This window comes from Kocuria tytonicola (assembly GCF_003687455.1).
GTDB classification, from domain to species: domain Bacteria; phylum Actinomycetota; class Actinomycetes; order Actinomycetales; family Micrococcaceae; genus Kocuria; species Kocuria tytonicola.
Genome location: NZ_PHOA01000006.1, coordinates 1 through 12,134, shown reverse-complemented (window position 1 = coordinate 12,134; position 12,134 = coordinate 1). Strand labels below are relative to the sequence as shown.

Below are 12,134 nucleotides of genomic sequence, written 5' to 3'. Positions count from 1 at the left end.
TCTCCTGCCTCATTCCTGCTCGTCCGCGGCCTGCGGCCCCACGACGGTGCGGACGGTGGCGTCCGCCGAGAGCCGGGCCGCCAGCTCCTGAACGTCCCCGGACGTGACCGCCCGGATCCTGCGCAGGGACTCGTCCACGTCCACGAAGGTGCCGGTCTTCAGCTCCGCGGAGCCGAGCCGCGACATGCGCGAGCCCGTGTCCTCGAGCGCGAGCACCGTGGCCCCGCTCAGCTGCCCCTCGACCTTCGCGAGTTCCGCACAGTCCATGCCGTCCTGGGCCAACCGGTCCAGCTCCGCCCGCATCAGCTCGCTCACCTGGTCCACGCGCCCCGGCGTGCACCCGGCGTACATGCCGAAGAACCCCGCGTCCGAGTACGAGCCGGAGAACGAGAAGGTGGAGTACGCCAAGCCCTTCTGCTCCCTGATCGTGTGGAACAGCCGGGAGGACATGCCGCCACCGAGTGCCGCGTTGAGCACCGTCATGGCGAACCGACGGTCGTCCCCGGACTGCAGACCGGGGCCGCCGAGCACCACGTTGGCCTGCTCCACGGGCCGGTCGAAAGACCGTGTGCCGGTGAGCGGGCTCAGCGGCGCGGGCGTGGTGGCACGGCGGGTGCCCACGGCACCGGCCGCGTCCGGGTCCCAGCCCGCGCGCGCGAGCGACTCGCGGACCATCTCCACCACGGCCTCGTGCTCCAGGCCGCCCGCGGCCGTGACCACGAGGTTCTCGGGGCGGTAGGCCGCGCGGTAGTGCTCCCACACGGCGTCCCGCGCCACGCTGCGGATCTCCTCGGGCGTGCCCGCGATGGGACGTGCCAGGGCCGAGCCGTGGAACACCTGGGCCGTGAACTGCTCGAACGCGAAGTCCGTGGGGTCGTCCCGGTCCATGGCGATCTCCTCGAGGATCACACCGCGTTCCCGGTCGAACTCGCGGGGGTCCAGGACAGCCCCGGTGAACATGTCCGCGAGCACGTCCACCGCCATGGGAAGCGCCTCGGAGAGCACCCGTGCGTGGTAGCAGGTGTGCTCGTGCGAGGTGAACGCGTTGGACTCCCCTCCCACACGGTCGAACGCCTCGGCGATCTCCAGCGCGCTGCGTCGGGCGGTTCCCTTGAAGAGCAGGTGCTCCAGGAAGTGTGTGGAGCCGAGCATGCCCGGCGCCTCGTCGCGGGAGCCCAGGCTCACCCAGAAGCCCACGGACGCGGAGCGCTGCCCGGGCATCTTCTCGGTGAGCACGCGCGTGCCGCACGGCAGCACGGTGCGCATGACCACGGCACCGTCTGCGTCGTCGTGGACCACGTGGGTGAAGCCCCCGCGTGGTCCCTGGTCCGGATACGCCCGAAGGCGGGCGTCCGCGCCGGAGCCGTGCTCCGCGGGATCGCCCGCCCTCAGGGGAAGGTCGACAGCCGTCATCGAGTAGCGAAGACCTCTGCTCAGTTCTGGTCGTCGGACGCGGCGTCCGACCCGGCCGCCACCGGCGCGAGCGAGAGCTTGCCGCGGTCGTCCACCTTGGTGATCTCCACCTGGACCTTCTGGCCCACGGAGAGGACGTCGTCCACCTCGTTGACGCGCTTGTCGTCGTTGAGCTTGCGCATCTCGGAGATGTGCAGCAGACCGTCCTTGCCCGGGGTCAGCGAGATGAACGCCCCGAACGTGGTGGTCTTGACCACGGTGCCCAGGTAGCGCTCCCCGACCTCGGGGACCTGCGGGTTGGCGATCGCGTTGATCGCGGACCGCGCGGCCTCGGCGGAGGGGCCGTCGGTGGCGCCGATGTACACGGTGCCGTCGTCCTCGATGGAGATGTCCGTGCCGGTGTCCTCCTGGATCTGGTTGATCATCTTGCCCTTGGGGCCGATGACCTCGCCGATCTTGGAGACGGGGACGTTCACGGAGATCACGCGCGGGGCGAACTCGCTCATCTCGTCCGGGGCGTCGATCGCCGACGTCAGCACGTCCAGGATGTAGAGGCGGGCCTCACGGGCCTGGGTCAGCGCCGAGGCCAGCACGGACGCCGGGATGCCGTCCAGCTTGGTGTCCAGCTGGATGGCGGTCACGAACTCCGAGGTGCCGGCGACCTTGAAGTCCATGTCGCCCAGGGCGTCCTCCGCACCGAGGATGTCGGTCAGGGCCGCGTACTGGACCTCGCCGTCCACGGTGTCCGAGACCAGGCCCATGGCGATGCCCGCGACCGGCGCGCGCAGGGGCACGCCGGCGTTGTACAGCGACAGGGTGGACGCGCACACCGAGCCCATGGAGGTGGAGCCGTTGGAGCCCAGCGCCTCGGAGACCTGGCGGATCGCGTAGGGGAACTCCTCGCGCGTGGGCAGCACGGGGGTGATCGCACGCTCGGCGAGCGCGCCGTGGCCGATCTCGCGGCGCTTGGGCGAGCCCACGCGGCCGGTCTCGCCCGTGGAGTACGGCGGGAAGTTGTAGTGGTGGATGTAGCGCTTGTTCTTCACCGGGGACAGCGAGTCGATCTGCTGCTCCAGCTTGAGCATGTTCAGCGTGGTGACGCCCATGATCTGGGTCTCGCCGCGCTCGAACAGGGCGGAGCCGTGCACGCGCGGGAGCACGTCCACCTCGGCGCTGAGCTGGCGGATGTCCGTGAGCCCGCGGCCGTCGATGCGCACCTTGTCCTTGAGGATGCGCTGGCGCACGGTCTGCTTGGTCAGGGCCTGGTAGGCGCCGTTGACCTCGTCCGCGCGGCCCTCGAAGGGCTTGCCCTCACCCGTGAGCTCGGCCAGCGTGGCCCGGTGCAGCTCGTCCGTGGCGGCCTCGCGCTCCTGCTTGCCGGCGATCGAGTAGACCTGGGCCATGCGCTCGCCCGCGAACTCCTGGACGGCCGCCGCGGCGTCGTCGCCGAAGCCGCCGAAGCGGGGCAGGTCGAGCTCGGGCTTCGCGTTGCGGGCCGCGAGGTCCGCCTGGGCGTCGCACAGGGCCTTGATGAAGGGCTTGGAGGCCTCGAGGCCCTCGGCCACGAGCTCCTCGGACGGGGCGACGGCACCCTGGCCCTTGATGAGCTCCCACGCGTTGTCGGTGGCCTCGGCCTCGACCATCATGATGGCGACGTCCTGGCCGCCGTCCTTGGTGGTCACCACGCGGCCGGCCACGGCCATGTCGAACACGGCGTTCTCGAGCTGGGAGTGCTTGGGGAACGCGATCCACTGGTGGCCGCCGTTCTCCTCGGCCATGAGCGCCATGCGCACGCCGCCCACGGGGCCCTGGAAGGGCAGCCCGGACAGGGTGGTGGACATGGACGCGGCGTTGATGGCCACGGTGTTGTAGATCTCGTCCGGCGCGATGGACATGACGGTGACGACCACCTGCACCTCGTTGCGCAGACCCTTGCCGAACGCGGGGCGCAGGGGGCGGTCGATCAGACGGCACGTGAGGATCGCGTCCGTGGACGGGCGGCCCTCGCGGCGGAAGAACGAGCCGGGGATGCGGCCCGCGGCGTACATGCGCTCCTCCACGTCCACCGTGAGGGGGAAGAAGTCGAAGCCCTCGCGGGGGTGCTTGCCCACGGCCGTGGCCGAGAGCATCGAGGTCTCCTCGTCGATGTACACCATGGCCGCACCTGCGGCCTGTCGGGCAAGACGCCCGGTTTCGAAGCGCACGACGCGCTTTCCGTAGGAGCCGTTGTCGATGACGGCTTCTGCACTCTGGATCTCGGGACCCTCCACGGGTCACCTCCGTTTCTTCGTGGTGCGCAGCCCGCGCAACACACCGGTCTTCGATCGAAGCCCTCGCACCGCTCTCGCGTTGCGGAGGCCACTGTCGAGGACCGCGACATGCGGCGCGGCTGCACAGCTGCTGTGGTTCCTGGTACGTGGTGCCGCGGGGATCTGCCCGCGGGCGGCCCGCGTGGTGCGGGCCCGGACGGTGCTCGTCACGAGCAGCGCCGGGTGTGGAGATTCCCCGCCCTCCGGTGCGGAGCGCGGGGAATCGCCGGGACTCACATCACTTGCGCAGGCCGAGGCGCTCGATGAGCGCACGGTAGCGGGCGATGTCAGTGCGACGCAGGTAGTCAAGCATGCGACGACGGCGACCCACCAGGGCCATGAGGCCGCGACGGGTGTGGTGGTCGTGCTTGTGCATCTTCAGGTGCTCGGTCAGGTCGGAGATCCGACGGGACAGAACGGCGATCTGCACCTCGGGCGAACCGGTGTCGCCCTCGTGCGTCGCGTACTCGGTGATGATCTGGTTCTTGATCGTGGCATCCAGTGCCATGGGTAACTCCTCGAGTTAGTACCGTGACCGCCCGGTGCGTGAGATTCCCGCCCGGGGTCCGGGGCGTGCCCCGGGGCCCGACCGCCACGGACCGCAGTCAGACCGTTGACCATCCTAACCGATGCGGCCACCGGGCACCGCACGGCCGCTCCCGGTTATGCGTGTCCGCCCCTGCTGAGACAATGGGCCCATGCACAGCACCGACACGACCGACGACGCAGCCCTGTTCGCCGCCTGCGTGGGCGCACCCGCCGTGGTGGTCGCCATGCCCGAGGAGGCCGAGCCGTTCCTGCAGCTCGCCTCGCGCCGCTGCGAGCACCCGCAGCTCGTGGGCAACGCCTCGTTCCACGCCCTGGAGCTCGCGGGGCGAGCCGTGCTGCTCGTGCGCACGGGCATCGGCCTGGTCAACGCGGCCTCGGCGCTCACGGCGGCCGTCGAGCGGTTCGAGCCGGGCGTCGTCGTCTCCGCGGGGTCCTGCGGTGGTCTGCGCGCGGACGTGAACGTGGGGGACCTCGTGGTCGGCACGGAGTTCCGGTACGCGGACGCGGACGCCACCGCCTTCGGCTACGCACCCGGCCAGGTGCCCGGGATGCCCGAGGCCTATCCGGCCTCTGCCGACCTCGTGACGGCGGCAAGCCGGCTCGTGGCCGGCGGGAACGGAACCGTGTGGCGCGGCACCATGCTCTCAGGGGGCTCCTTCGTGACCGCCGAGAACGTGGGCGGGGCGCGCGGCACGTTCCCCGAGGCGCTGAGCACGGACATGGAGAGCACCGCCCTGGCGCAGGTGTGCCAGGCCCACGGGAGAAAGTTCCTGGCGGTGCGCAGCATCTCGGACCTGTGCGGACCGGCCGCGGACCAGCAGTTCCACCTGGAGCTGGACCTCGTGGCGCGCCTCAGCGCGGATGCCGTGGTCGAGCTGCTCAGCACTCTGCCCGCGCCCGCACACCAGGGCTGACCCGCCCCCACCGGGGATACTGTCCCCGGAAGCAACAGCACCCCGCCCGCACGTCGAGGAGAACGAGGAACCCATGAGCGACCACAAGAACAAGGCCCTCCAGGACGCCGTCCCGGACGTGGCCCACCACGTGCTGCGGGACGGGCACAAGATCCCGCAGCTCGGGTTCGGCACCTACCCCATGGACGACGCCGAGGCCGAGGCGCTGCTGCCCGAGGCCCTGTGGCGGGGCTACCGGCTCCTCGACACGGCGGTGAACTACGGCAACGAGCGCGGTGTGGGCCGGGGAATCCGCCACAGCGGCATTTCCCGGGACGACATCTTCCTGACGTCCAAGATCCCGGGGCGGGACCACGGCCGCGAGTCGGTGCGCCGTTCCTTGGAGGGCTCACTGCGGCGGCTCGGCACCGACTACCTGGATCTCTACCTGATCCACTGGCCCAATCCGGGCGTGGACCAGTACGTCCAGACGTGGCAGGCCATGCTCGAGGCCCGGGACGAGGGACTCATCCGCTCGGTGGGCGTCTCCAACTTCCTGCCCGAGCACCTGCTGCGTCTCGAGGCGGAGACCGGCGAGATGCCCGTGGTGAACCAGGTGGAGCTGCACCCCCAGTACCAGCAGGAGGCCCTGCGCGCTTTCCACCAGGAGCACCGGATCCTCACGCAGGCCTGGTCCCCGCTGGGGCGCAAGACGGACCTGCTGCAGAGTGACTGGCTCGCGGAGATCGGCCGGCGGCAGGGACGCACGCCCGCCCAGGTGGTGCTGCGCTGGCACGTGCAGTCGGGAATCGTGCCCATCCCCAAGTCCTCCAACCCCGAGCGGATGGCGGAGAACATCGACGTCTTCGAGTGGGATCTCACGGACGAGCAGATGGAGCGCCTGCGCATGATGCACACCGGCATCAGCGGCTCGGGGTTCGATCCGGCGGCGCACGAGGAGATGTGACACGGGCCGACCGCGGGGCACGGCGTTCCGCGGTCGGAGCCCGGCACGGCTCTGCCGCTCCCCGGCCCACCCGCCCAGCCCGGCACCCGCGCGAGTCGGGCGGTGGAAAAGGCTGCGGTCGGTGCTCAGTCCGCCGCGCGGGAGTGGGCGCGCAGGATGTCCCGGGTGCGGTTCACATCGTCCTTCATCTGCGCCACGAGCGCGTCGATGCCGCGGTAGGCCACCATGCCCCGCAGCCGTTCCACGAACTCCACCACCACGGTCTGGTCGTAGAGGTCGAAGTCCTCCACCGCCTCGTCCGGGCGGTCGATCACGTGCGCCTCGACCTGGCGGGTGACGCCGTCGAACGTGGGGTTGGAGCCCACCGAGATGGCCGTGGGCCACCGCGTGCCGTCCTGGTCCACGAGCCACCCGGCGTAGACGCCGTCCGCGGGGATGAACCCCGTGGCCTCCGGGGCCAGGTTGGCGGTGGGGAAACCGAGCTGCCGGCCACGGGCGGCGCCGTGCACCACCTCGCCGCGCATCCGGTGGGGACGTCCCAGCAGCTGCGCGGCCCCCTCGATGTCCCCGGCCTCGAGGCACGAGCGCACCCACGTGGAGGAGCAGCGCCGTTCCTCACGGCGGGCTGCGGAACCGGACGGGGCGTCATCGTCCGAGGCGGGGGTGCCGGGCACGTCCTCGACCACGACGACGTCGAAGCCGTACTCGTGGCCCAGTTCCGTGATGGCGGCGAGGTCACCGGAGTTGTTGCGGCCCAGCCGCACGTCCGAGCCGAGGACGAGCGAGACCGCGCGCAGCGGGCGGACGAGGTAGTCCACCAGGAACTCCTCGGGAGTCAGCTCGGAGAACTCGAGGCTGTAGGGCAGCACGAGCGCAGCGTCCACGCCGGTCTCCTCGAGCGCGTCGAGCTTGTCCTCGAGACCCATGATGAGCCCGGGATGGTACTCGGGGCGGTGCACCAGGGCGGGGTGGGGGTCGAACGTGACCACCACGGACTGCGCGTGACGCTCCCGGGCGGTGTCCAGCAGCCGCGTGAAGACCTCCTGGTGGCCGCGGTGGACACCGTCGAAGTTGCCGATGCTCACCACGGAGGGACCGAATCCCGGGGTGACCTCGTCCAGGCTTCTCCAGCGAATCACAGTGCTCCTCGAGGTGTCATGGGTGTGTGGCGCATCGTGTAGAGCCTACCGCCCGGCGTGGGAGGGCCGCGTCAGCCACAGCCACACGAGGCCCACCACGGGCAGCACCAGCGGGATGTAGCCGTAGCCCGCGCCGAACTCCGACCACACGCTGGCCTTGGGGAAGAGATCGGGACGGAGCACGCTCAGCAGGCCCACCCCGAGCACGCCCACGAGCTCCGCGCCCACGGCGAGCGTGGCCACCCGGTGCCACCGCGGTCCGGTCTTGGACAGCGCCACGGTGGCCAGCACGTAGATGGCCGCCGAGAGGGTGGAGAGCAGGATGGCCAGGGGCGCCGCGGAGAACTCCGTGGCCAGCTGGTAGAGCGAGCGGACCCCCGCGGAGAGGGAGAAGACCCAGTACACGACGATCAGCAGCCGACCGAACCCCGTGCTCTTGCGGTCGGTGCGCCGGGGACCACCCGGGCGGCCGAAGCGCTGCTGGAGGGTGCTGTGGGAGGAGTCGCGGTCCATCGTCGTCCTTTCGGGTGCGCGGAGCCGGGCGCTGCGGCGCGGCTCACTGGTAGTAGTAGATGAAGTTCATGCGGTAGACCATCACGATCACCACGGGCCCGGCGGCCGCGAGGATCAGCGTGGACCAGCGGGAGCGCTCCACGAGGGACCACACGAACGTTCCGGCCGGGATGAGCAGCGCGGTGAGCAGGTAGCCCCAGTACTCCAGCAGGCTCCCGGACGGAGAGGGTCCCAGGACGGGCAGCAGCACCGAGCCCACGCAGTACACGAGCAGGAACGCCTCCAGCACCAGCACGGAGCCCTGGGACCAGTCGTCCGGGGCGCGTCCGCGCAGCGCCTGCACCAGGCAGACGGCGAACGAGATCACCCCCAGGACCACTGCCGCCCAGAACCAGCCGTCATATCCCCACACCATGGCCTACGCGTCCGTTCCCGTGTCGATGTCGTTGTCGCCCTGGCGCTGCGGCGAGCCGTGGGCGTCGTCGCCCGCTGCCACGTCCGGGCCGTCTGCCGCTCCGGCACCGTCCGACGCTCCTGCACCGGGGGTCTCCCCCGGACCCGGGGTGAACCTCGTGCCCACCGTGATGCCCAGCACTGACGTGGCGTAGCGACGGCCCGCCGCGCCGCGGTCCTGCGCAAGCGCAACGAGTGTCCCGTCCGGGGCGAAGCACGCCACCACCGGGCCGTCCCCGGACTCCGCACGGCCCCCGGTGGGTGCCGCCGCCGGGGAGGCGGAGATCCGTCGCCCGTGCGAGAGGTCGGTGGCCTCCTCGGCACCCAGCTCACGGACCGGGAAGAGCAGCCGGGCGGCCCGTGCGATCTCCAGGGTCTCGACGGTGCCCCCGGACGCCACCTGCTCCGCGAGCTCGTCCAGGGTGTGCGCGTGCTCGAGGGTGAACGACCCCACACGGGTGCGCCGCAGCGCGGTGAGGTGGCCCCCCACCCCCAGGGCGGCCCCGAGATCCCGGGCCAGCGCCCGGATGTACGTGCCGGAGGAGCACGTCACGGTTGCCTCGACGTCGACGAACGCCGGTTCACCGCAGACCCGCCGGATCTCGTGCACGTCGAACGCCGAGACCGTCACGGGCCGGGCGGCGAGCCGCACGTCCTCCCCGCTGCGCACGCGCGCGTAGGAGCGCTTGCCGTCCACCTTGATGGCGCTCACGGCGGAGGGCACCTGCTGGATCTCGCCGGTGAGCTCCCCCACCGCGGTCATGACCTGCTGGTCGGTGATCCCGGCCAGCCGCTCGGGTGATGCTGTCCGCGTGACCTCGCCCTCGGCGTCGTCGGTCACGGTGGCCGCACCCAGGCGGATGCTCGCCCGGTACGTCTTGTCCGTGCCGGTCACGTAGGTGAGCAGCTTGGTGGCCTTCTCCACCCCGATCACCAGCACACCCGACGCCGCGGGGTCCAGTGTGCCTGCGTGACCCACCTTCCGGGTCCCGGCGAGCCGACGCATGCGGGAGACGACGTCGTGCGAGGTCCAGCCCAGCGGCTTGTCCACGACCACGAGCCCGGCCACCCTCGGGAGGGAGGGGTCCGGGCTCGGGACGTCCTGTCGCTGCGCCACCGGGCTCAGGCCTGGCTGGTGTTCTCGGTGCCGGCCGCGTCGTCGTCCTCGGACGTGCGGTAGACGTCCTCCCCCGCGGCGTACTGGGCACCCTGGGCCTGTTCGGCCACCTGCGCGTCCTTCTCCCGGGCCGTGCGCAGCAGGGACTCGAGACGCGCGGCGTCCGCGGGGATCTCGTCCGCCACGAACGTGAGCGTGGGGGTCAGACGGGCCGTGATGTTCTTGCCCACCTCGGCGCGCAGGATGCCCTTGGCGGACTCCAGGGCGCGCGCGGTGTCCTCGCGCTGGGTCTCGTCCCCGTAGACCGTGTAGTAGAGCGTGGCGTGCTGGAGGTCGTTCGTCACGCGGGCGTCGGTGACCGTGACGAACCCGAGCCGGGGGTCCTTGATCCTGCGTTCGAGTGCCTGGGCCACGATCACCTTGATGCGATCGGCCAGGCGGGCGGCGCGTGCGGCGTCGGCCATGGTGGAGCTCCTCGTGTCGTGGCAGCGCGTGCGCGCTGCGAAGTCCTCGGGCGGGTGCCTCGGGCACCCGCCCTGGATGGGCCGCAAGCGTGGCGGCCCGGTGCGGGGCAGGGTGCCCGGGACCCCTCACTGGGATCCCGGGCACCCGGTCACGCTGTGGTTCACTCCACCCGCCCCGGCCACGGGGCGCGGGACGGGCGGGGAGACCGGATCAGTCGCGCGGCTTCTCGCGCATCTCCCAGGTCTCGATGATGTCACCCTCATGGATGTCGTTGAAGGACCCGAGCCCGATGCCGCACTCGTAGCCCTCGCGGACCTCGGTGGCGTCGTCCTTGAAGCGGCGCAGCGAGTCGATGGTGAGGTTGTCCTGCACCACGTTGCCGTCGCGCACCAGGCGTGCCTTGCCGTTGCGACGGACGGTGCCCTTGGTGATGTAGGCACCGGCGATGTTGCCCCACTTGGAGGAGCGGAACACCTCGCGGATCTCGGCGGTGCCGAGCTCCACCTCCTCGTACTCCGGCTTGAGCATGCCCTTCAGGGCGCTCTCGACCTCGTCGATGGCGTTGTAGATGACCGAGTAGAACTTCATCTCCACGCCCTCGCGCTCGGCGAGCTCGGTGACGCGCTCCGCGGGGCGGACGTTGAAGCCGATGATCACGGCGTTGTCCACCGTGGCCAGGTTCACGTCGTTCTGCGTGATGGCGCCGACGCCGCGGTGGATCACGCGCAGCTGGACCTCCTCGCCCACGTCGATCTTGAGCAGCGAGTCCTCGAGCGCCTCCACGGCACCGGACACGTCGCCCTTGATGATGAGGTTGAGGGTGTCGATCTTGCCCTCGGCCACGGCCTCGTCGAAGGACTCCAGCGTGATGCGCTTGCGGCGCTTGGCCAGCTGGGCGTTGCGGTCCGCGGCCTCCCGCTTCTCCGCGATCTGACGCGCGGTGCGCTCCTCCTGGGTGGCCAGGAAGGTGTCACCGGCGCGCGGCACGGTGGACAGACCCAGCACCTGCACCGGGCGGGACGGCGTGGCCGCCTCGACGGTGCGGCCCATCTCGTCGAACATCGCGCGGACACGGCCGTACGCCGCACCGGCCACGATGGAGTCGCCCACCTTCAGCGTTCCGGACTGGACCAGCACGGTGCACACCGCGCCGCGGCCCTTGTCCAGGTTCGCCTCGATGGCCACGCCGCGGGCGTTCTTGTCCGGGTTGGCCTGAAGCTCCAGCGCGCCGTCCGCGGTCAGGACGATCGCGTCCAGCAGGTGGTCGATGTTCAGGTTCTCGCGGGCGGAGACGTCCACGAACATCGTGTCGCCGCCGTACTCCTCGGGCACCAGGCCGTACTCGGTGAGCTGGCCGCGGATCTTCTCGGGGTTCGCGTCCGGCTTGTCCACCTTGTTGACGGCGACGACGATCGGCACGTTCGCGGCCTGCGCGTGGTTCAGCGCCTCCACGGTCTGCGGCATGACGCCGTCGTCCGCGGCGACCACCAGCACGGCGATGTCCGTGACCTGGGCACCACGGGCACGCATGGCGGTGAACGCCTCGTGGCCCGGGGTGTCGATGAACGTGATCAGACGCTCCTGCTCGTCCACCTCGGTGGAGATCTGGTACGCACCGATGTGCTGGGTGATGCCGCCGGCCTCGCCCTCGATCACCTTGGTGTTCCGGATCGCGTCCAGCAGACGCGTCTTGCCGTGGTCCACGTGGCCCATGACGGTGACGACCGGCGGGCGCGGTGCGAGGACGTCCTCGCCCTCGGCCTCCAGCTCCGCCTCGAGGTCGATGTCGAAGGACTCGAGCAGCTCGCGCTCCTCGTCCTCCGGGGACACCACCTGGATCTGGTAGCCGAGCTCGGCACCGAGGAGCTGGAAGGTCTCCTCGTCCAGGGACTGGGTCTGCGTGGCCATCTCACCCAGGTGGATGAGCACGGTCACCAGCGAGGCCGGGTTCGCGTTGATCTTCTCCGCGAAGTCCATGAGGGACGCGCCGCGGCGCAGGCGCACCACGGTGCTGCCGTCGCCGTGCGGGACCGACACGCCGCCCACGGCGGGTGCGGACATCTGCTCGAGCTCCTGGCGCTTCGCCCGCTTCGACTTGCGGTGCTTGCCGCGGGCTCCGCCGCGACCGAACGCGCCCTGGGTGCCGCCGCGGCCACCGCGGCCGCGGAAACCACCGCCGCCGCCGGGTCCACCGCCGGGCCCGCCACCACCGCGGCGGGGACCGGAACCGGGAGCAGGACGGCTGCCGATGGGTGCCACACCCGTGGTGTGGCCCGGCATCATGTTCGGCGAGGGGCGCGGGCCACCGGGGCGGGG

At 71.1% G+C, this 12,134-nt stretch carries 11 protein-coding genes; 2 read left to right on the top strand and 9 right to left on the bottom strand.

All coding sequences use genetic code 11. From position 1 onward, the window contains the following. Window positions 1-9 precede the first annotated feature (9 nt). The 3 genes from CWC38_RS01645 to rpsO form a co-directional block, all read right to left on the bottom strand. Window positions 10-1,413 carry a M16 family metallopeptidase gene (locus CWC38_RS01645; protein WP_121845100.1) on the bottom strand — a complete coding sequence of 468 codons (1,404 nt, stop codon included), beginning with the start codon at window positions 1,411-1,413 and terminating at the stop codon, window positions 10-12. 20 nt (window positions 1,414-1,433) lie between these two features. Then, the gene (locus CWC38_RS01640; RefSeq protein WP_121845099.1) at window positions 1,434-3,683 is read right to left on the bottom strand and encodes a polyribonucleotide nucleotidyltransferase; all 2,250 of its coding nucleotides are present in this window, start codon (window positions 3,681-3,683) and stop codon (window positions 1,434-1,436) included. A gap of 277 nt (window positions 3,684-3,960) precedes the next feature. Then, the gene (rpsO, locus tag CWC38_RS01635; protein WP_035963435.1) at window positions 3,961-4,230 is read right to left on the bottom strand and encodes a 30S ribosomal protein S15; all 270 of its coding nucleotides are present in this window, start codon (window positions 4,228-4,230) and stop codon (window positions 3,961-3,963) included. A 190-nt stretch (window positions 4,231-4,420) separates the two neighbouring features. Between rpsO and mtnN the strand changes: the two genes are divergently transcribed. Further along, window positions 4,421-5,185: a 5'-methylthioadenosine/S-adenosylhomocysteine nucleosidase gene (gene mtnN / locus CWC38_RS01630; protein ID WP_121845098.1), complete on the top strand. Its 765-nt coding sequence runs from the start codon at window positions 4,421-4,423 to the stop codon at window positions 5,183-5,185. Between the two features lie 73 nt (window positions 5,186-5,258). Beyond that, a complete protein-coding gene (locus CWC38_RS01625; protein ID WP_121845097.1) occupies window positions 5,259-6,131 on the top strand; it encodes an aldo/keto reductase in 873 nt (290 codons plus the stop codon). 125 nt (window positions 6,132-6,256) lie between these two features. Here CWC38_RS01625 and CWC38_RS01620 read toward each other — a convergent pair whose 3' ends face one another. The 6 genes from CWC38_RS01620 to infB form a co-directional block, all read right to left on the bottom strand. Beyond that, window positions 6,257-7,270: a bifunctional riboflavin kinase/FAD synthetase gene (locus CWC38_RS01620; RefSeq protein WP_121845096.1), complete on the bottom strand. Its 1,014-nt coding sequence runs from the start codon at window positions 7,268-7,270 to the stop codon at window positions 6,257-6,259. Window positions 7,271-7,315: 45 nt separating this feature from the next. Beyond that, window positions 7,316-7,783, bottom strand: coding sequence for a hypothetical protein (locus tag CWC38_RS01615; RefSeq protein ID WP_121845095.1), 468 nt, complete (start codon window positions 7,781-7,783; stop codon window positions 7,316-7,318). A gap of 43 nt (window positions 7,784-7,826) precedes the next feature. Further along, window positions 7,827-8,198, bottom strand: a complete 372-nt coding sequence (locus tag CWC38_RS01610) for a hypothetical protein (protein ID WP_121845094.1) — start codon at window positions 8,196-8,198, stop codon at window positions 7,827-7,829. A 3-nt stretch (window positions 8,199-8,201) separates the two neighbouring features. Continuing rightward, the gene (truB, locus tag CWC38_RS01605) at window positions 8,202-9,353 is read right to left on the bottom strand and encodes a tRNA pseudouridine(55) synthase TruB (protein WP_121845093.1); all 1,152 of its coding nucleotides are present in this window, start codon (window positions 9,351-9,353) and stop codon (window positions 8,202-8,204) included. 5 nt (window positions 9,354-9,358) lie between these two features. Beyond that, the gene (rbfA, locus tag CWC38_RS01600) at window positions 9,359-9,817 is read right to left on the bottom strand and encodes a 30S ribosome-binding factor RbfA (protein WP_121845092.1); all 459 of its coding nucleotides are present in this window, start codon (window positions 9,815-9,817) and stop codon (window positions 9,359-9,361) included. 211 nt (window positions 9,818-10,028) lie between these two features. Continuing rightward, window positions 10,029-12,134 (bottom strand): translation initiation factor IF-2 (infB, locus tag CWC38_RS01595; protein WP_121845127.1); only part of this gene is annotated, 2,106 nt, incomplete at its 5' end.